Origin of the sequence: Amycolatopsis sp. NPDC059027 (assembly GCF_042739735.1) — a bacterium.
Classification (GTDB): Bacteria; Actinomycetota; Actinomycetes; order Mycobacteriales; family Pseudonocardiaceae; genus Amycolatopsis.
Genome location: NZ_JBHYIK010000102.1, coordinates 1 through 18824 on the forward strand (window position 1 = coordinate 1; position 18824 = coordinate 18824).

The following is an 18824-nucleotide window of genomic DNA, read 5'->3' on the forward strand; positions in this document are numbered from 1 at the left end:
CACACCCAGATGGATATTGGTCTCGTGGGCGCGGATTTGTTTATAAGAGACAGACATTGAGGGACTCGGAGTCCCTCAATGTGGCATTCACGGACCTGCGGGGGTGCGGGGGCCCGGCAGGCATCGTCTCGGCAGATGAGACGAGTCATCCAGGCAGTGGACGTGCCGCGAAGCGTGTGGCATGATGCCCACATGGCCACCATCGCCACGATTATTGCCGAGCGCGCCGGATAGGTGCTCCACGAGAGCATCCGGCGCGCAGCCTTCCGCATTCCTGCGGGAGGCTTTTTTGTTGCCCAAAAGGCACAGCGTTGTCCAAGAACAGTTTTCCCTGGCCTAGGAGCTGACCGTGAACCGCAAGGAGCCCGCCGATACTCCGCTCGGCGACGCGTTCCACCTCTACGACACGACCCTGCGCGACGGTGCCCAGCGCGAGGGGATCTCCTACTCCGTCACGGACAAACTGGCGGTGGCCCGGCTGCTCGACGAGCTCGGCGTCGGGTTCATCGAGGGTGGCTGGCCGGGCGCGCTGCCCAAGGACACCGAGTTCTTCGCCCGCGCCGCCGCCGGGGAGTTGCAGCTCAAGCACGCCGCGCTGGTGGCGTTCGGGTCGACCCGCAAGGCGGGGGCTACCGCCGACGCCGATCCGCAGGTCCGCGCGCTGCTCGACGCGCAGGCGCCGGTCGTGACGCTGGTGGCCAAATCGGATCTCCGCCACATCGAGCGCGCGCTGCGGGTCGACGTGGACGAAGCGTGCGCGATGGTGCGTGACACGGTTGCTTTCCTTGTCGGCGAAGGACGTCGAGTGTTCCTCGACGCCGAGCACTTCTTCGACGGCTACGCGTATTCTCCCGAAACTTCGCTGCGCGTGCTCGACGCGGCCGCGAGCGCGGGAGCCGACGTCCTCGTGCTGTGTGACACCAACGGTGGCCGGCTTCCGCTCGACCTCGCCGAAACTGTCCGTGAGGTCAAGGAAAAGACCGGGTTCCGGCTCGGAATCCATTGTCAGGACGACACTTCCTGCGCGGTGGCGAACTCCGTCGCCGCCGTGCAGGCCGGCGTGACGCACGTCCAGTGCACCGCCAACGGTTACGGGGAGCGGGCGGGTAACGCCGATCTGTTCGCCGTGACGGGAAACCTGGTGACCAAGCTCGGAATGGAGGTCCTCCCGACCGGAGGCGCCGCCGAGCTCACCCGCGTCTCCCATGCCCTTGCCGAAATCGCGAACATCGCCCCCGACACCCACCAGGCCTACGTCGGGGCGTCGGCCTTCGCCCACAAGGCGGGACTGCACGCGAGCGCGATCAAGGTGGATCCGTTGCTGTACAACCACATCGATCCAGCTTCTGTCGGCAATGACATGCGGGTACTGGTCACCGAGATGGCCGGCAGGGCCAGTCTCGAGCTCAAGGGACGTGAGCTCGGGGTCGACCTTGCCGGCCGGCCCGAAGCGCTCACCAGCGTGGTGCGGAAGGTCAAGCGGCTCGAATCGGAGGGCTGGTCCTTCGAAGCCGCCGACGCTTCGCTGGAACTGTTGCTGCGCAGGGAAGTCGACGGCCCCGAGCACGAGGTGCTCGACGAGCCGCCGTTCGAGCTGGAGTCCTACCGGGTGGTGCTCGACCACCGGCCCGACGGCGAGGTCGTCTCCGAGGCCACGGTGAAGGTGCACGTTCACGACCAGCGGGTGATCGCCACCGCGGAGGGCAACGGGCCGGTCCATGCGCTGGATGCCGCGCTGCGCAAGGCTTTGACGCCGCATCTGTCCTGGTTGGACAGTGTGGAACTGGCCGACTACAAGGTGCGCATTCTGCCGGGGCACCCCGGTACCGACGCTGTGACGCGAGTACTCGTCGAGACCACCGACGGCGAACGGGAATGGACCACGGTCGGCGTGCACGGCAACATCGTCGAGGCGAGCTGGCTCGCACTGTGCGACGCGCTGGTGCACAAGAGCCTGCGGTCATGAGGTACCCGAAAGAGTACGAGCAGCCGCCGGCCGACGATGACGATTGAGCGACTGGTCGCCCAACTGGATTCGGTGGGAGCGATGCCGGCGGCATGGCGCGAGGCTTTCCTGGCCGTGCCTCGGCATCGTTTCCTGCCACCACGATTCTGGGTGGACGACGACCAAGGCGAGCCGCGGCCGATCAGCCGCGACGACGATCCGGATCTCTGGCTGGAGTCGGCCTACCTCAACGTGCCGGTGCTCACCCAGTTCGATGACGGCCGGACCGTATGGCCTGCCGTCGACGGTGCGGTGTGCACGAGTTCGGCAAGCCAGCCCGACCTGGTACTGAGCATGCTGGCCGCCCTTGACGTGCACGATGGTCAGCGGGTGCTGGAGATCGGCACCGGTACCGGGTACAACGCCGCCATCATGGCGGCGCGGCTCGGTGCCGGGAATGTGGTCACCGTCGAGATCGACGCGGAACTCGCCGATCGAGCGCGGAATGCGTTGGCCGACAACGGCTTTCCGGTGACCGTGGTCACGGGTGATGGCGCGGAGGGCTACCGCGCGGGAGCGCCCTACGACCGGGTGCTCGCCACCGCGGCCGTGCGGGTCGGTGAGCTGCCTGCGGCCTGGCTGGAGCAAACCAAACCCGGCGGTGTCATCGTCGCGCCGATGCGCACCGATTTCAGCGGCAGCCTGCCTCTGGTGCGCTTCGCCGTCGATGAACACGGCATCGCCACCGGAAGCCCGGTCGGCAGGGTGGGATTCATGGCAGTGCGCGCTCAGCGGACCCCGGACTGGACCGTCGACGATCTTGATCCGGATGATCCCGCCGCCGAGGCTTCCACCACCACCTTGAAGCCGTGGCGGGTCGCCGAGAGCCACGACGTCCGGTGGGCCGTCGGAGTGCGAGTCCCGAACTGCGTCTGGGAACACCGTCCACCAGTGGGAGAAGGCGGCGATCATCTCCTGTGGTTACGAGATCCGACCGGCGAATCCTGGGCCGTTGCCCGCTACAGCGATGCTCCCGGACCCCGCCTCATCCGTCAGTACGGTCCCCGGCGCCTGTGGGACGAGGTGGAGGCGGCGTTCCGCGCGTGGGCCGCGGAAGGAAAGCCGCCGGTGGATGCGTGGCGGGTCGTCGTCACTCCGGAGACCGCTGAGCGATGACGCGCAGGAACGAGCCGAACGCGGCGGCGGAGAACGCCAGCGCGCCGCCCTCGGGATCCTTCGAGTCCCGGGCCGCCACCCCGCCCGGCACGAACGCCACCTCGACGCACGTGCCGTTGTTGTTGCTGTAGCTGCTCTTGACCCACCGCGTGGCAGGCGGCAGGAAGGCGATCTCAACGCAAGCGCCGTTGTTGGAGCTGTAGCTGCTCTTGACCCACTGGACGGTGGCGAGGTCTGGGGCGGACACGGCTGGCCTCCGGGCTAACTCCCGTCGATCATGGACCTGATCAACGTGACGGATTTGGTCGGTGCGGACGCGACCGACCGCAGGTTCTCGACCGCCATTTTATACGTCCGCAGGTGATCCTGGTCCTGCACGTAGACAGCACCTTCCAAGTGCTCGCTGTAGGCGATTGACTGTGCCTGGGCGAAGTCGAACACGACGAACTGCCCAGTGGTCGCGACATGCTGGCCATCCTCGGGCGAGAGCACCTGAATCGTGACATTCGGCAGTTTTGCGAGCTTGAGCAGGTGCCGGTACTGGGCTTGGCGGATCTCCTTGGTGCCGATGTTGAACCGTAGGGCCGCCTCGCCGATCACCGCGTGCAGTTCGAGCGGGTCGTCCTCGGTGAGCCGTTTGGCGCGGGCCAGTCGGAAGGACACGAACCGCTCGCTATGGTCTCGACGGACGAAGCCAGCCGACTCGGTGAGGGCTTGAGCGTAGTCCTCGGTCTGCAGGAGGCCGGGCAACACCATGGGCTCGAACACGAACTCGGCGTCGGCCAGGCCTTCCAACCCGACGAAGGTTTTCACCCAGTCCGGCACGACATTTGACCAGGGCGCCCACCAGGACTTGCCCTCGGTGCTGCCCGCGAGCGAGGTCAGCCGGTCGATGTCGCGCTGCGCGACGCCGTAGGAGCCCAGCAGCCTCGCCACGTCATCGGGGTACTGCTGGTACCGGCCGGTCTCCATGTGCCCGACCTTGGCCCGCGTGATGCCGGACGCGTCCGACGCCTCGGCGATGGTCATGCTGGTCTGCCTGCGGAAGTGCGCCAGCTCCACGCCGACCAGCCAGCGCAGTGCCGAAGGATCGTTCCTGGTTGCCATGGCGCCCATCCTCTCTCGCTTCGCGAGGTTCGGGTGTCGCCCAATGGTGTGATTGTCATCGCTAGACATCTCGCATAGATTTCAGCTAGCCGAACTCGGGAGGGCGAAGTGGACGTCAATGAACTGATGCTGACCGTTTTGGACGACGAGGCCAGGGAGTCCGCGCCTCGCCTGTTCGCTCTCTACGGCGTGTACCGGGAGCGGCTGGGCGAGGATGACGACGGCGCGTTCCTCGCCTTCGGCATGGAGTTCGCCGAGCCGCGCAAAGCGATCATGTGGGAGCCGGGGATGACCTGGCATTCGGATTCGGCGGCCAGCATCCTCAAGCGGTACCGCAAGACCGCCGAGGCCCGGCTGGTCTGGCTCAACGAACCGGAATGTCGCGCGATGAACGACTACGAGCTGGCGGGCGGCTGAACCGGATCGCGGACCTCGGCGGGCCGGGTGGTTACGTATACGTAGACTGGCCTCGTGCGTCTAGCTCGTATTGCCCACCCCGCCGGAGTCGCGTTCGCCTCGATCGAGGGGGACGGTGACGACGCCCAGGTCCTCGAGATCGCCGAGCACCCGTTCGGCCAGCCGAACTTCACCGGCAAGCGCTGGCCGCTGGCCGACGTGCGGCTGCTCGCGCCGATCCTGCCCTCGAAGGTGATCGCGGTCGGCCGCAACTACGCCAAGCACGCGGCCGAGTTGGGCAACGAGTTGCCCGCCGCGCCGATGCTGTTCATCAAGCCGTCGACCACCGTGATCGGCCCGCACGCGCCGATCCGCCGGCCCGCCGACGTCGGCAGGGTCGACTTCGAGGGCGAGCTGGCCGTGGTCATCGGCCAGCCGGTGAAGAACGTCAAGGCAGCGCAGGCCAAGAGCGTGATCCTCGGCTACACGATCGCCAACGACGTCAGCGCGCGTGACCTGCAGAAGTCCGACGGCCAGTGGGGCCGTGCCAAGGGCTTCGACACGTTCTGCCCGCTGGGCCCGTGGATCGAGACCGCGCTCGACCCCGAGGACCTCTCGCTGAAGGCCGAAGTGGACGGTGAGCTCAAGCAGGACGGGCGCACCTCCGACCTGGTGCACAAGATCCCCGACCTGATCGAGTTCGTCTCCGGTGTCATGACACTGCTGCCCGGCGACATCATCCTGACCGGCACTCCCGAGGGGGTCGGCCCGATCGTCGACGGACAGCAGGTCTCGATCACCATCGAGGGCATCGGCACGCTGACCAACCCCGTGGCCGGCGCCTAGTCCTTCGCCACGGGCTCCATGGCCCGGCGGGCGAACGCCGGTGCGTGCTCGGGCCGGAAGCCGAGTCCGAGCAGGAGCGCCGGGACGACGGTGAGCTTCGGGAACCGGCTGAACAGCTTGATCATCGCCGCGGGCGGGCCGTTGCGCTCGCCCGCCATCACCGGGCGCATGACGGCCCGGTGCAGAAGCCGCTGCAACCCCTGTACCAGCGCGGTCGGCAGCAGCCTGCGAGCACGGACCTTCGCCAGGTCGGCGCCGGCGGGCCTGCCGCGGCGCAGCGGCTCGGCGAGCAGGGCCGCCGTCGCGACCGCGTCCTGCACGGCGAGGTTGATCCCGACGCCGCCGACCGGCGACATCGCGTGCGCCGCGTCGCCGATGCAGAGCAACCCGTCGACGTGCCATTTGCGCAGCCGGTTCAGCCGGACGTCGAGGAACTTGATGTCGTCGGTCGTCTTCAGCTCGTGCACGCGGTCGGCGAACTCGGGGACGACCTGGACGACGTTCTCCCGGAACCACTCGATCCCGTGATCGCGCAGGTCCTCGCCCTTCGGGCCCAGATAGGCGACCTGGAAGTAGCCGGGGCGGGGCAGTGGGACGGCGAACCGGCGGTTGTGCATCCTCGGCATCAGCATTCCGGCGGCTTCGTCGTCGTGCCGGGAGACCCGGAACCACCAGGCGTCGAACGGGTTGTCGTACTCCACCGGCACCAGCCCCGCCTCGCGCCGGGCGAGTGACCAGCGGCCGTCCGCGGCGACCACCAGGTCGGCGCGCAGTTCGCCCGTCTCCCCGGCACTGGTCCGGTAGGCGATCCCGGCGACCCGGCCGCCTTCGCGGACCAGACCGGTCATCTCGGTGCTCATCCGCAGGGTGAACGTCGGTTCCTTGGTCGCGGCGTCGGCGAGCAGGTCGAGGAAGTCCCACTGCGGGACCATCGCGATGTAGGGGTGGGGCACCTTGAGACGGCTCAGGTCGGCGAGTTTCATGATCCCGCCGTCAGCCGTCGGAAAACCGGCCGAGTCGAGTTCGCTGTGCGGGATCGCGTGGAACTTCTCGCCGAGGCCCAGTTCGTCGAGCAGGGTCAGTGTCGAGGGGTGCACGGTGTCGCCCCGGAAGTCCCGCAGGAAATCGGCGTGCTTCTCCAGCACGGTCACCTCGACCCCCGCCCTGGCCAGCAGCAACCCCAGCACCATGCCCGCGGGACCGCCCCCGACGACGACGCACCCGGTGCGCTCGGTCATCTCGATCATCCCCTTATTCATCACTTGTTGAATAAGCTCAGAATGCACCCGGCACGCGGATGCGTCAAGCGTGCCGACGACGGATACGCTGATCGGGCTATGACTGAGACGACTTCTGTGGTTCGCGCGCGTTTCTGCCCTTCGCCGACCGGCACCCCGCACGTCGGGCTGATCCGGACTGCACTGTTCAACTGGGCCTTCGCCCGGCACAACGGCGGCAAACTGGTCTTCCGGATCGAGGACACCGACGCCGCGCGTGATTCGCAGGAGTCCTACGAGCAACTGCTCGACGCGCTGCGCTGGCTCGGCCTCGACTGGGACGAGGGGCCGGAAGCCGGCGGCGATTACGGGCCGTACCGGCAGAGCGAGCGGCGCGAGATCTACGCCGACATCGCCGCGCGCCTGCTCGCCGCGGGCGAGCTGTACGAGGCGTTCTCGACCAACGAGGAGGTCGAGGCGCGGCACAAGGCCGCCGGCCGGGACCCGAAGCTCGGTTACGACAACTTCGACCGCGACCTCACCGAGGAGCAGCGGGCCGCCTACCGCGCCGAGGGCCGCGTGCCGGTGCTGCGGCTGCGCATGCCCGACGCCGACCTCGGCTGGACCGACCTCGTCCGCGGTGACATCAGCTTCCCGGCGGGCTCGGTGCCCGACCCGGTTCTGGTGCGTGCCAACGGCGACCCGCTGTACACGCTGACGAATCCGGTCGACGACGCGCTCATGCGGATCACGCACGTCCTGCGTGGCGAGGACCTCCTGCCCTCGACCCCGCGTCAGCTCGCGCTGTACGCCGCGCTGCGCCGCATCGGCGTCGCCGAGTTCACCCCCGAGTTCGGGCATCTGCCTTCCGTGCTGGGGGACGGCAACAAGAAACTGTCCAAACGGGACCCCCAGTCGAACCTCTTCCTCTACCGGGAGCGGGGTTTCCTCCGCGAGGGCCTGCTCAACTACCTCGCGCTGCTCGGCTGGTCCATCGCGGACGACCGCGACATCTTCAGCGTCGACGAGCTGGTGGCGGCCTTCGAGATCGGCAAGGTCAGCTCCAACCCCGCGCGCTTCGACCTCAAGAAGGCCGAAGCCATCAACGCCACCCACGTGCGTGCCTTGCCTTCCGGCGAGTTCGTGACCCGCGTGATTCCGTACCTCATCGCCGACGGTGTCCTGCCGGGTGAGCCGGGTGAGGAACAGCTCGCGCGGCTCACCACGATCGCGCCGCTTGTCCAGGAACGGGTCACGGTTCTTTCGGACGCTTCCTCTATGGTGCGGTTCCTGTTCGTCGACGACGCGGAGTTCGTGCCCGAAGAGGACGCGGCGGCCAAGAACCTCGGTGAGGCAGCGAAACCGGTACTGAGTGCCGCGATCGCCGCGCTCGAAGCCTTGCCGTCGTGGGAGACCGGCGGTATCGAGCAGGCACTCAAAGACGCCCTTGTGGACGGTCTGGGTCTCAAGCCCCGCAAGGCTTTCGCGCCGGTGCGCGTCGCGATCACCGGACGCACGGTGTCCCCGCCGCTGTACGAATCGATGGAACTGCTCGGCCGCGACGTCTCGCTCGGCAGGCTGCGCCGCGCGCTGGACGGGTAACCGATCGGGGACGATCCACCCACCGGGAGTAGAACGACGGGGCCGGATCAGTGGAGGCGCAATCACCTCTTTGGCCGCGTCGCGCGCGCGGTAAAAGCCCTAGCCTCACGGGGTGGATTTCGCCTTGGCACCCCGGACCCCGTTGCCAACCGCTCCGCCCGCCACCGGGCAGGAACCGTGGGTACCGCCCGAACTACGGCTGGTGTGCCTCGACATCGACGACACCTTGATCGACTGCACCGCGGCGATCCGGCGCACCCTCGGCCTGCTCACCGGTCGTGGCGACCTGTGGCCGCTGTGGGACCTCATCACCGAGGAACACGTCGCGCTCGTCGTGGCCGGCCAGATCGACTACCCGACCATGCACCACCGGCGCACCGAGTGCTTCCTCGCCGAACTCGGCATCATCGCCGACGCCGATCAGGTGAACTCGTTCGAACGTCGCCGTCGCGAACTGCTGGCCGATTCCTGGGCGCTCTTCGACGACGTCATGCCGTGCCTGGAATGGCTGCGCGCCGCCGGGCTGCGGCTGGCGGCCGTGACGAACGCCTCGGGCGCGCACCAGCGAAGAAAGATCTCCGACCTCGGCCTCGCCCCGTTTTTCGATCACGTCGCCATCGCCGGCGAACTCGGCGTCGCCAAACCCCATCCTGTGATGTTCCACTCGGTTTGCCTCGAACTGGACTGCGATCCCGCCCGTGCCGTCCATGTGGGAGACAAACTGGACACCGACGCCATCGGCGCGTACAACGCGGGCCTCGGCGCGGTCTGGCTCGACCGCGACGGCGTCGGCGAGCGCGCGCCCGAGGGTGTACACACCGTCACGACCCTCGGCCAACTCCCTGAGCTGCTGGTTTCCGAGTACGCCACCGTCGGCGTGCCCGCGCAGCGCAGCGGTGGGACCCCCGCGTTCACACTCCGGGACCGCGTGCTCTAGTATTTCTCCTCGTGCGGTGCTGAGCCACGCAAGACCGGATCAGTACCTCACTGGGGTATGGTGTAATTGGCAGCACGACTGGTTCTGGTCCAGTTAGTCTAGGTTCGAGTCCTGGTACCCCAGCTGCAAGAGAGACCCCCTCTCAAGCCGGGAAATCGGCTCTGATAGATTCTCTCTCGCAAGAAAAACAGAAAACTCCCCGGTCATACGGGGAAAAGTTCCTAAGCCCCCGTCGTCTAGCGGCCTAGGACGCCGGCCTCTCACGCCGGTAGCGTGGGTTCGAATCCCATCGGGGGTACGCGAGCGAAGCGAGCCCGTGTCTGCTGAAAAGCACAGACGCGGGCTCGCTCGCGTTGTGTCTACCGGGGGGGGCACAACCCCCACCCCCCACCGGGGGGGGGGGCCCCGTTTGTTTTGAGCTTTGTCCGGCAGGGCGTCGTCCGAGAGGTGGAGTGGTGGATTCGAGTTCGCTCAAGGGGCTGCTGTCCGAGTACGCCGAGCTGGAGACGCAGCTGGCGGACCCGGGGGTGCACGCGGACCAGTCGCGTGCCCGCAAGCTCGGCCGCCGCTACGCCGAGCTGACGCCGGTGGTCACGACCGTCCGCGAACTCGACGGCGCCCGTGAAGACCTCACCGCGGCACAGGAACTCGCGGCCGAGGATCCCGCTTTCGCCGCGGAGGCCGAGGAAATCGGCGCCCGGATTCCGGTGCTGGAGGCCAAACTCACCGAACTGCTGCTGCCGCGCGACCCCTACGACGGTTCCGACGTCGTCATGGAGATCAAATCCGGGGAGGGCGGCGAGGAATCGGCGTTGTTCGCCGGCGATCTCCTGCGGATGTACCTGCGCTACGCCGAGCGGCACGGCTGGAAGGCCGAGGTGCTGGACTCGGTCGACTCCGATCTCGGCGGCTACAAGGACGTCACGCTGTCGATCAAGAGCAAGACGGCCGAGGCCGACGGCGTGTGGGCGCGGCTGAAGTTCGAGGGCGGCGTCCACCGCGTGCAGCGCGTCCCCGCCACCGAATCGCAGGGCCGCATCCACACTTCCGCCTCCGGGGTGCTGATCTATCCGGAGCCGGAGGAGGTCGAGGTCGAGATCGACCCGAACGACCTGCGCATCGACGTCTTCCGCTCGTCCGGCCCCGGTGGCCAGAGCGTCAACACGACCGACTCGGCCGTGCGGATCACGCACCTGCCGACCGGCATCGTGGTCTCCTGCCAGAACGAGAAGTCGCAGATCCAGAACCGCGCCCGCGCGCTGCAGGTGCTGCAGGCCCGGTTGCAGGCCATCGCCGAGGAGGAAGCCGCCGCGAAGGCTTCGGACGCGCGTCGTTCGCAGGTCCGCACCGTCGACCGCTCGGAGCGGGTGCGCACGTACAACTTCCCGGAGAACCGGATTTCCGATCACCGGGTCAACTACAAGGCGTACAACCTGGATCAGGTCCTCGACGGCGAGCTCGACGGCGTGCTGGACGCGCTGGCCACCGCCGACCGCGAAGAACGGCTGGCCGCTCAGGCAGGCTGAGCGGGACAGCGGAACGTAACGACCTAAGGTATCCCGAGTGGCACGCGAAATCCGGCTTGGCCTCGGTGTTCTGATCACGTCGCTGGGCGTGCTCCTGGTGCGGTTCCTCGTGCCGCGGCCGATCGGGATGGCCGACAACGGCGACGGCTGGCGGCTGCTGTGCCAGCTCGGCGCGAGCCAGCCGGACCGCCCGTCGGAGAAGTTCGTCCGGTTCGCCTACGGCGCCGCGCCCGAGTGCAAGAGCGCGTACATCTCCAGCCAGAGCTGGCTCGACAAGACCGCCAGCGAACTCGGCAAACTACTCGGTTCGTCCTCGGTGCTGAACCTGCTCGTGCTCGGCGTGCTGTGCACCGTTCTGCTCGCGCTCGGCATCACGGCGATCGTGCTGGGACTGCGGCTGTCGACGCGGAACCGGATCATCGCCACCGCGCTGCTGCTGCTCGTGGCCGGGGATTCGGCGTTTTTCGGTTACGTGGCTTCGGTGCTCAGCGAGGGCGCCGCGTTCATCGGCATTCTGCTGCTGTGCGGCGGTCTGCTCCTGATGAACCGCGCGGGCGCGTGGCGTTACGCCGGCGCGGTCGTCACAGTGGCGGGCGCGTTGATCGGGATCAACGCGAAAACCCAGACGCTGCTGCTGATCCCGGTGTTCGTGCTGGCGCTGCTGTTCGTGCGCGCGCCGGGCGTGCGCGGCCTGGCACGGTGGGCGCTGCCGCTGGCCGTGCTCGCCGTCGCGGGCACCGGGACCGCGCTCATGCAGTCGACGGGGGACCCGGCCAACGCAGAATACCGCGAGGCCAACATGTATCACGTGGTGTTCGACGCCATTGTGGACGGAAAGCACGATTCGGCCGCCGATCTCGCGGCGCTGGGGCTCCCGGCGGAGTTCGCGAAGTACAGCGGGACCGGCTGGTGGAGCGCACATCCCGCGCACAGTGATCCGCTGTACCCGAAGTACCGCGACAAGATCAGCAGGCGCAATGTCGCGCACTACTACCTCACGCATCCATTGAGGACAGTCGAGATCATGCAGAAGTCGGCACAGGAAGTGCTGACAGCGCGCGTGCCGAACCTCGGCAGCTTCGGCGAGCACGCCGGACAGCCTCCGCTGGCCAAGGAGTACCGGGTTCCCGTCGTGTCCGGCCTGACCGGCTTCCTCGCGCCGCTCGGCCTGTTCTTCCTCCTTCCACTGTGGATAGTCGTGCTGTGGCTGGGGATCCGCGCGTTCCGGCGCCGCTCCGGTCGCCGCGACCTCGGCGTGGTGACGCTGATGCTGCTGCTGTTTTCGGTCGGGCAGTTCCTCGCCTCCGGTCTCGGCGAAGGCATCGAGGGTGTCAAACACCAGCAGCTGACGTTGTTCCCGACGCTGCTCGCCGCGGTGTTCGCCGGGCTCAGCCTGTTGCCCCGTAAGGCACCGGAGGAAGTCCCGGCGGCATCGGACGAAGCCGCGCAGGAGGTCGCCGTCCAGCCGGCGGCGTAGCTGCTCGTTGCCGATTCCGCGCGACCCGGCCTCGTCCTTGACATCGACTTGGGTCGAGGTTTTAGCGTTGCCTGGTCTCTTGGCGATGTGGAGGAGGGATCGGCATGGTCGCGCGCCCCGCCGGGCAGGAACGGTCCGCGAACGAGGCGGACGTGCGGAGTATCAGGGAACTCGTGGCGAAACTGGATTCCGCCATCGCGGACCTCGACGCCGCGGAGTTCGACGCGTGTTTCACCGCCGACGTCGTCTTCACCAACCCCGCGGGCAGACGGTTCGTCGGCTGGGAAGAAATCAACGCGTACCACAGGGAAGCGCTGGCCGCCGCTCCCGAGGGCTATCGCAGCGGCTACACGATCGAACGCCTGACGTTCCCCGCCCCGGACGTGGCCGTGCTCGCCCTCCGGCAGCACGTGACCATGGCGGGCCGCGAAGGCTTCGAAAACGCCGGAACGTGGGTGCTGGTCAGGAGAGCGGGCGCCTGGTGGATTCACGCGGTCCAGAACACCAACGTCACTTAGTCGCGGCCGGCTTCCGGGGTGGTTTCGGCGGGTGCGTGGCGCGGCCGCCGGAAGACGACCTGGTGGTACAGCACGTAGTTCCACACCAGGCCGACCGCGATCCCGGCCGCCTTCGGCACCAGGACGTGCACGCCGGGGAACGCTTTCGTGACGGCCATGATGACCAGCGCCTGGATCACCCACAGTCCGAACGCGGTGACCGCGAAGAACAGGATCGCCTGGCGCCGCACGTTCCCGTCCTTCGCGCGGAAGGTGAAGCTGCGGTTGAGGGTGAAGCTGAGCGCCATCCCGGCGCTCGTCGAGAGGAAGTTCGCGACGAACATCGGGACGCCGAGGGTGACCAGCAACGCGTAGCCGAGCGCGTCGAGGAGTGTGTTCGCGACGCCGACGAGGCCGAACCGCAGCTGGGTGCCGGTGACGAGCTTCACCGCGTGGCACTCCCGGCGTCCGCACCCGTCCGCTCCCGCTCACCCGGGTCCGGCGGCCCGGTGCGGACCGATGCCACCGTGTACAGCGGCCGGTTCTGCACCTGGGAATAGGTGCGTCCGATATAGCTGCCGAGCACGCCGAGCATGATGATCTGGATACCGCCGAGGAAGAACATCGCGATCGTGATGAACGCCCAGCCGGGCACCGCGGTTTCGGGGGCGAACAGCTTGACGCCGACGACGTAGAGCACGCCGAGGAAACTGAGCAGCGAGATCAGGTAGCCGAAGCGGGTGATCATGCGCAGCGGGGTCACGGAAAAGCCGAGAATGCCGTCGGCGGCGAACCGGAGCATTTTGCGCAGTGGATATCCCGTGACGCCCGCGTGCCGTTTGTCCCTGTCGAACAGCACCGCTGTCTGCTTGAAGCCGATGTAGCTCACCAGCCCGCGCAGGAAGCGGTCGCGTTCCCGGTACTTGCGCAGCTCGTCGACGACCTTGCGGTCGACGAGCCGGAAATCGCCGGTGTTCTTGGGAATGTCGACCGCGGCCATCTTGCGCAGGAACCAGTAGAAGGTGCTCGCGGTCAGTTTCTTGAACGCCGAATCCTGGCGCGACCGGCGTTGCGCGTAAACGACGTCGAAGCCTTCCTCCCACTTCTCGATCAGTTCGAGCGCGACCCTCGGCGGGTCCTGCATGTCGCTGTCCATGATGATCGTCGCGTCCGCGTCGACCAGGTCGAGCCCGGCGGTGACCGCGAGCTGGTGCCCGCAGTTGCGGGACAGCTCGACGACGGTGACGCGGTCGTCGCGCTCCGCGAGCTCGGCGAGCTTGGCCAGCGAGCCGTCGCGGCTGCCGTCGTCCACGTAGATGAAGCTGAACGCGTACCTGTCCGCGAGTGGCCGTGTGACCTCGTCGACCGTACTGTGCAGCAGGTCGATGTTGGCTTCCTCGTTGAAGATCGGGAAGATGAAGGCGACTCTTCGCGCTTCGTCGGCCGGTTCTGCGGACACGGGGTCTCCGGGGGTTCTTACGGCGATCGTCCGCCCATCCTAGGAGATCACAGGCCCGGCGGCGACGAGGTCATGCGCTCGGCGAACTCCGCCATGCGCTCGGCATAGCCACTCTCGGCACCGAAGTGGACGGCGACCGCGGAGGCCCCCGCCCCGGCGTAGGCGTGCGCGTCCGCCACGGCCCGGTCGAGGTCGTCCCGGCCGCCGGTCCACTCCATCCGCGCGGAGGCCCGGATCTCCCGCCCGCCTGCCAGTTCGTTGAGCCGCACAACACGATTCTCGAAGTCGGCGGGTGACAGGCCCGCGCTCTGCCAGACGTCGCCCAGCCGTGCCGCGCGGCGCAGCGCGGCCGTCGAGTTCCCGCCGACCACGACCGGGATCCGGCCTTCGGGACGGGGCTCGAAGTGTCCGCCGTCCGGCCCCCGCCCGGTCGTGAAGAGCGTGTCGAGCAGCTCCAGCGTTTCGTCGGTGCGCTTCCCTCGCGCCGCGAAGTCCGCGCCGAGTTCGGCGAACTCCCGGGTGTTCCAGCCGACTCCGACACCGAGAGTGAGCCGGTGCCGCGACAGGCGGTCGAGCGTCGCGACCTGCTTGGCCAGGACGAACGGATCGCGCAGCGGCACGATCAGCACGGACGTGCCGAGCCGGATCCGCTCCGTCACCGCCGCGATATGGGCCAGCGTGATCAGCGGCTCGTACACCCCGCCGAACACTTCGCCGTAGGGCCCCGGCGGAAGGACGTGATCGGGCAGGAACACGGTCTCGTAGCCGAGCTCCTCGGCCGCTCGCGCCAGTGCGGCGGGGCGCCCGGGGTCCATGTCGGGTGCCTCGTCGGGCAGTACCACCTGCAGATCCATGGTTCAGCTCCTGCCGAGGAACTTTTCGATGGTGGTCAGCCAGTCGTCCCGTGCCTCGACGGCGATGTTGTGCCCCGCCTCGATCTCGGCCAGCTCGGCGCCCGGGATCGAGGCGGCCAGCTCCCGTGACAGCGCGGGGGAGACGAGGCCGTCCAGTGTCGTCGCGATGACGAGCGCCGGCACGCCGATCCCGGCCAGCTCGGCCCTGGTGTCGGCGGACGCGACGAGGTCGACGTGCTCGGGGCTGCCCGGCGGGATGAACGCGGCCAGCTCGTCGACGGCCCGTTCCAGCTCCTCGGCGCTCAGCGATTCGAGATGGCGTTCGCCGGTGCCGACGAGGGTCAGGAACTTCGCGAGCAGCCTGCGGTCGCCGTCGAGCAGCGTGCGCCAGACGTCGGTGGCGAGGCGCATGCGGTTGTTCTGGCGGGCGAACCCGGCGGTCAGGATCAGGGCCGTGACGCGGCCGGGATGCCGGGTGGCCGCGCGGACCGCGACCGCCGAGCCGAGGGAATAGCCGAGAATCGCGAAGCTGTCGAGTCCGGCGTCGGTCGCGATGGCGACCAGCTCGTCGGCGACGGCGTCGAGCTCCAGCGGCGTCGTGCTGCGGGGAGTGTCGCCGCTCCCCGGGTAGTCGGCGCCGACGACGGTGTGCGTGCGCGCGAGGTCGTCGAGAATCGGGCCGAAGTTGCCCGCGATGGTGCCCCCGCCGCCGTGCGCCAGCAGGAGTCCCGGCCCGGAGCCCCGGACGATGTGCGCGAAATGATTCGTCATGCTCGTGACGTTAAGGATTGACATCGGTGTGAAGGCCAAGCCCGGGTGGTGGGGGACACATGCGGATCGGTGAGCTGTCGCGGCGGACGGGCGTGAGCCAGCGCCTGCTGCGGTACTACGGCGAGCAGGGACTGCTGGCGGCAGGGCGTGACCGCAACGGCTACCGCGAGTACACCGAGGACGCCGTGATCCGGGTGCGGCAGATCCGCCGCCTGCTCGCCGCCGGGCTGAACACCGAGGTCATCGCCACCGCGCTGGAGTGCGCGAGCGGCGAGGAGGCCGAGCTGGACCTCTGCCCCGAGCTCGCCACGACGCTGCGTCGCGAACTCGACGCGATGGACGATCGCATCGACACCCTGCGCCGGCGGCGCGGCGTGCTCGCGAACTACCTCTCGGCCGGGGAATAGCCGCTACTTCCCGCGCGGGGCGGGCGGGACCATGCCGCGCAGTGCCGGGTGGTTCGGCAGCGTCGCGATGTTGTGCCGGACGCGGTATTCGAGGTCGCAGTCCCAGCAGATGGTCGCGAGCGGGGCGGCGCTGCTGTAGGGCAGGTACTCGACCTCCTCCGTGCGCCCGCACAGCGTCGTGATCACCTCGCCCGGCCCGGGGATGCAGGTCAGGAGGGCTCGGTGCCAGCGGCCGTCGACGACCGGGTGCACCCGGTCGAGGTCGACCATGATCTGCGCGGTCACGATTGGGCGACTCCTCTGTGGTCACTATTCGTAATCATGCGGACGCAGAGTAGGCTCGCCGCGCCTCTTCCGGAACAGACCCCCGGTCCGAGTCGGGGCCCCGGACTGTCCGGTCAGGGCGGGGCAGAGGAGGAGGGCGCGGTGCCGACATCGACCAGCGGTCGGAGTTCCCGCTATCGGGGGACGGTGTCCGGGTTCGTCCTCAAGCTCGCCCGGCAGACGGCCGCGCTCACCCAGGAACGGCTGGCCGAGGCGGTCGGCGCCGACGTCACGACCGTCCAGGCGTGGGAGTCGGGCAGGCGCCCGCTCTCGGCGTTGCAGACGGGGGACCTCCTGCGGCTGCGGAACTGTCTCCTGCGGCTCGGCGCGCCGTCCTCCACCGGGCGGCATCTGCGCGAGGCGATCGAGGTCGACGTCGTGCTGTCGCTGGCGATCGAACACGGCGGCGTCGGTGCCATACCCGATCCGCATCCGCTCGCCGCCGCGGTGCACCGGCATTCGCTGATCAACCTGCTCACCTGGCCGTTCACCGGTGTCACCCCGGGACAGCTGGACGGGTTCGTCTCCCGCGTCCCGCGCCGCGGCCCCGAACCGCTCTGGCCGACGTTCTGTCCCGACGAGCAGAAGCGGTTCTTCGATCACCTGCTCGCCGTCGCGGATCGCTGTGTCGGGCCGGATCAGCGGCTGCTCCGGCGTCAGGCGGTGTATCTGCTCGGCTTCGGGAAGAGCGCGGCGGTGAAGACCTGGCTGCACGACGAGTGGACACGCACCAGCGGGCGGAAGATCGAGGACGGGGACGTCGCCGAGCTGCTGGCGAAGCGGTCGGCGTCGATCGCGCTCGCGGTGACCGGTGACGCGGAGACGTTGTGCTCGTTCGTCCGGAGCACGTCCGGTGGCTGGGCCGAGACCGCCAATCTCAACTACTGGGCCTACTGGACCGGCGAACTCGTGGACGACCAGGCCGACGACCGGTTCGTCGCCGAACTGGACCCCCGCTGCTGGGGCGGGCAACGCCTCGGCTGGCACCTCGTGCACCGGCTCGGCCCCGAAACCCCGCAGCTGACCCTGAACCTGGACACCCTCTACAGCCTCGTCGTCTCCCGGCCGTCGCTGCTGTCCGAGCGGCCCCGGCTGCGCCGCCGGACCGCGGCCGCGCTGGAGCGTCTCGGCTCCGGCAGCGAGCTGCCCGGGTACTCCCGCGAGCAACTCGCCGGGCTGCGGTACGCGGTGCGGCTCGCCGACCGCTAGGCACCCGCGGCGGGAACACGCGTGCGGCGGAGGCGCCGCGCCGCGACTCGATAGTCTGGGGAGCACGCGGATCCGCCCCGACGCGCCGTGTCCGCATACGGGGTTGTTCCGCCTCGTGTGTCAATCTCGACGAGATGAAGGACGACCAGTGAAGCGGCAGCCGTTGCGCCTGGCCATCATGGAGGCGACCCGCATCCTGACCGAGGCGGGCGTGGCCTCGCCACGGTCGGACGCGGAGCTCATCGCCGCGCACGTGCTCGGTGTCGAGCGTGGCAGGCTGCCGATGGTGCCGCTGGTCGATCCGCCGGTCGTCGAGGCGATCGGGCAGCTGGTGAGCCAGCGCGCGAAACGGATCCCGCTGCAGTACCTCACCGGCTGGGCCGCGCTGGGGGACATCACCGTGAACGTCGGCGCCGGGGTGTTCGTCCCGCGCCCGGAGACCGAGCTGCTGCTCGACTGGGGCCTGAAGTTCCTGCACGGCCGCGAATTCCCGGTCGTGGTGGACCTGTGCACCGGGTCCGGCGCGCTCGCTCTCGCTGTCGCGCACGCGAGACCGGACGCGGTGGTGTACGCCGTCGACGTCGATCCGCAGGCACTGGCCTGGGCCCGGCACAACGCCGACGTCCACGCCGACGCCGGGAACACCCCGATCCGGCTCTACTCCGGGGACATCTCCGACACCACGATCTTCGCCGAACTCGACGGCCTGGTCGATCTGGTGCTGTGCAATCCGCCGTACGTGCCCGACGGCACGCCCGTCCCGCCCGAGGTCGCCGAGCACGACCCGGCTCGTGCGGTGTTCGCCGAAGAAAGCGGTCTCGCGGTCATCCGGCACGCGATCGCCGCGGGGGCGCGGTTGCTGCGAGCGGGGGGCGGGCTGGCGATCGAGCACGACGACACGCACGGCTCCGCCGTCCCGGCGCTGGTCCGGGCCCGCCGGGTGCTCACCGCGGTCGAGGACCACAACGACTTCGCGGGCCGCGCTCGTTTCGTCACCGCCCGAAGGCTCGGCTGAAGGGGGGGTTGCTCGCGGTGGTGGCGTCGTTATTCGCCATCAACGCGTACCGGGTGTGG

20 protein-coding genes and 2 tRNA genes are annotated in these 18824 nt (G+C 68.6%); 14 read left to right on the top strand and 8 right to left on the bottom strand.

The window, feature by feature from the left end:
- Positions 1 to 349 precede the first annotated feature (349 nt).
- A complete protein-coding gene (gene cimA, locus ACFWY9_RS41245) occupies positions 350 to 1966 on the top strand; it encodes a citramalate synthase (RefSeq protein WP_378325732.1) in 1617 nt (538 codons plus the stop codon).
- 36 nt (positions 1967 to 2002) lie between these two features.
- Positions 2003 to 3121, top strand: coding sequence for a methyltransferase domain-containing protein (locus ACFWY9_RS41250; RefSeq protein ID WP_378325734.1), 1119 nt, complete (start codon positions 2003 to 2005; stop codon positions 3119 to 3121).
- On the opposite strand, the gene ACFWY9_RS41255 is transcribed toward ACFWY9_RS41250, so the two are convergent.
- Together ACFWY9_RS41255 and ACFWY9_RS41260 are read right to left on the bottom strand one after the other, a co-directional pair.
- Positions 3096 to 3368 (bottom strand): DUF397 domain-containing protein, encoded by a 273-nt coding sequence (locus ACFWY9_RS41255; RefSeq protein ID WP_378325736.1) that lies wholly within the window; start codon positions 3366 to 3368, stop codon positions 3096 to 3098. The genes ACFWY9_RS41250 and ACFWY9_RS41255 overlap by 26 nt on opposite strands.
- A 14-nt stretch (positions 3369 to 3382) precedes the next feature.
- Positions 3383 to 4237 (bottom strand): helix-turn-helix domain-containing protein, encoded by an 855-nt coding sequence (locus ACFWY9_RS41260; RefSeq protein ID WP_378341445.1) that lies wholly within the window; start codon positions 4235 to 4237, stop codon positions 3383 to 3385.
- A 99-nt stretch (positions 4238 to 4336) separates the two neighbouring features.
- Here ACFWY9_RS41260 and ACFWY9_RS41265 point away from each other — a divergent pair, with 99 nt between their 5' ends.
- The gene (locus ACFWY9_RS41265) at positions 4337 to 4645 is read left to right on the top strand and encodes a hypothetical protein (RefSeq protein WP_378325738.1); all 309 of its coding nucleotides are present in this window, start codon (positions 4337 to 4339) and stop codon (positions 4643 to 4645) included.
- A 54-nt stretch (positions 4646 to 4699) separates the two neighbouring features.
- The gene (locus ACFWY9_RS41270; protein WP_378325739.1) at positions 4700 to 5470 is read left to right on the top strand and encodes a fumarylacetoacetate hydrolase family protein; all 771 of its coding nucleotides are present in this window, start codon (positions 4700 to 4702) and stop codon (positions 5468 to 5470) included.
- Here ACFWY9_RS41270 and ACFWY9_RS41275 read toward each other — a convergent pair.
- The gene (locus ACFWY9_RS41275) at positions 5467 to 6708 is read right to left on the bottom strand and encodes an FAD-dependent oxidoreductase (protein ID WP_378325740.1); all 1242 of its coding nucleotides are present in this window, start codon (positions 6706 to 6708) and stop codon (positions 5467 to 5469) included. The genes ACFWY9_RS41270 and ACFWY9_RS41275 overlap by 4 nt on opposite strands.
- Before the next feature lie 99 nt (positions 6709 to 6807).
- On the opposite strand from ACFWY9_RS41275, the gene gltX reads away from it, so the two are divergent.
- From gltX to ACFWY9_RS41310, 7 genes are all read left to right on the top strand, one after another.
- Positions 6808 to 8289 carry a glutamate--tRNA ligase gene (gltX, locus tag ACFWY9_RS41280; RefSeq protein ID WP_378325741.1) on the top strand — a complete coding sequence of 494 codons (1482 nt, stop codon included), beginning with the start codon at positions 6808 to 6810 and terminating at the stop codon, positions 8287 to 8289.
- Positions 8290 to 8491: 202 nt separating this feature from the next.
- The gene (locus ACFWY9_RS41285; RefSeq protein ID WP_378325901.1) at positions 8492 to 9226 is read left to right on the top strand and encodes an HAD family hydrolase; all 735 of its coding nucleotides are present in this window, start codon (positions 8492 to 8494) and stop codon (positions 9224 to 9226) included.
- Between the two features lie 51 nt (positions 9227 to 9277).
- Positions 9278 to 9349: transfer RNA gene (locus tag ACFWY9_RS41290), tRNA-Gln, on the top strand.
- A gap of 102 nt (positions 9350 to 9451) precedes the next feature.
- Positions 9452 to 9524: transfer RNA gene (locus tag ACFWY9_RS41295), tRNA-Glu, on the top strand.
- 157 nt (positions 9525 to 9681) lie between these two features.
- A complete protein-coding gene (prfA, locus tag ACFWY9_RS41300) occupies positions 9682 to 10752 on the top strand; it encodes a peptide chain release factor 1 (RefSeq protein WP_378330416.1) in 1071 nt (356 codons plus the stop codon).
- Between the two features lie 37 nt (positions 10753 to 10789).
- On the top strand, positions 10790 to 12229 hold the full coding sequence (locus ACFWY9_RS41305) for a hypothetical protein (RefSeq protein WP_378341446.1): 1440 nt from the start codon (positions 10790 to 10792) through the stop codon (positions 12227 to 12229).
- 104 nt (positions 12230 to 12333) lie between these two features.
- Complete coding sequence (locus ACFWY9_RS41310; RefSeq protein WP_378330414.1) at positions 12334 to 12747, top strand: SgcJ/EcaC family oxidoreductase; 414 nt, start codon at positions 12334 to 12336, stop codon at positions 12745 to 12747.
- Here ACFWY9_RS41310 and ACFWY9_RS41315 read toward each other — a convergent pair.
- Genes ACFWY9_RS41315 through ACFWY9_RS41330 form a run of 4 tightly spaced genes read right to left on the bottom strand, consistent with a single transcriptional unit; the run spans position 12744 to position 15810 of the window.
- On the bottom strand, positions 12744 to 13175 hold the full coding sequence (locus ACFWY9_RS41315) for a GtrA family protein (protein WP_378330413.1): 432 nt from the start codon (positions 13173 to 13175) through the stop codon (positions 12744 to 12746). The genes ACFWY9_RS41310 and ACFWY9_RS41315 overlap by 4 nt on opposite strands.
- Positions 13172 to 14185 carry a glycosyltransferase gene (locus ACFWY9_RS41320; protein ID WP_378330412.1) on the bottom strand — a complete coding sequence of 338 codons (1014 nt, stop codon included), beginning with the start codon at positions 14183 to 14185 and terminating at the stop codon, positions 13172 to 13174. The genes ACFWY9_RS41315 and ACFWY9_RS41320 overlap by 4 nt, the downstream gene beginning before the upstream one ends.
- Positions 14186 to 14232: 47 nt before the next feature.
- Complete coding sequence (locus ACFWY9_RS41325) at positions 14233 to 15039, bottom strand: TIGR03619 family F420-dependent LLM class oxidoreductase (protein ID WP_378341447.1); 807 nt, start codon at positions 15037 to 15039, stop codon at positions 14233 to 14235.
- 3 nt (positions 15040 to 15042) lie between these two features.
- Complete coding sequence (locus tag ACFWY9_RS41330; RefSeq protein ID WP_378341448.1) at positions 15043 to 15810, bottom strand: alpha/beta fold hydrolase; 768 nt, start codon at positions 15808 to 15810, stop codon at positions 15043 to 15045.
- 59 nt (positions 15811 to 15869) lie between these two features.
- Here ACFWY9_RS41330 and ACFWY9_RS41335 point away from each other — a divergent pair, with 59 nt between their 5' ends.
- The gene (locus tag ACFWY9_RS41335; protein ID WP_378341449.1) at positions 15870 to 16217 is read left to right on the top strand and encodes a MerR family transcriptional regulator; all 348 of its coding nucleotides are present in this window, start codon (positions 15870 to 15872) and stop codon (positions 16215 to 16217) included.
- A 3-nt stretch (positions 16218 to 16220) separates the two neighbouring features.
- Here ACFWY9_RS41335 and ACFWY9_RS41340 read toward each other — a convergent pair whose 3' ends face one another.
- On the bottom strand, positions 16221 to 16502 hold the full coding sequence (locus ACFWY9_RS41340) for a hypothetical protein (RefSeq protein ID WP_378330408.1): 282 nt from the start codon (positions 16500 to 16502) through the stop codon (positions 16221 to 16223).
- A 141-nt stretch (positions 16503 to 16643) separates the two neighbouring features.
- Here ACFWY9_RS41340 and ACFWY9_RS41345 point away from each other — a divergent pair, with 141 nt between their 5' ends.
- Positions 16644 to 17750 carry a multiprotein-bridging factor 1 family protein gene (locus ACFWY9_RS41345; protein ID WP_378341450.1) on the top strand — a complete coding sequence of 369 codons (1107 nt, stop codon included), beginning with the start codon at positions 16644 to 16646 and terminating at the stop codon, positions 17748 to 17750.
- 148 nt (positions 17751 to 17898) lie between these two features.
- Entirely contained in the window at positions 17899 to 18765 is an 867-nt protein-coding gene (gene prmC / locus ACFWY9_RS41350) for a peptide chain release factor N(5)-glutamine methyltransferase (RefSeq protein WP_378330406.1), read from the top strand.
- Positions 18766 to 18824 lie beyond the last annotated feature (59 nt).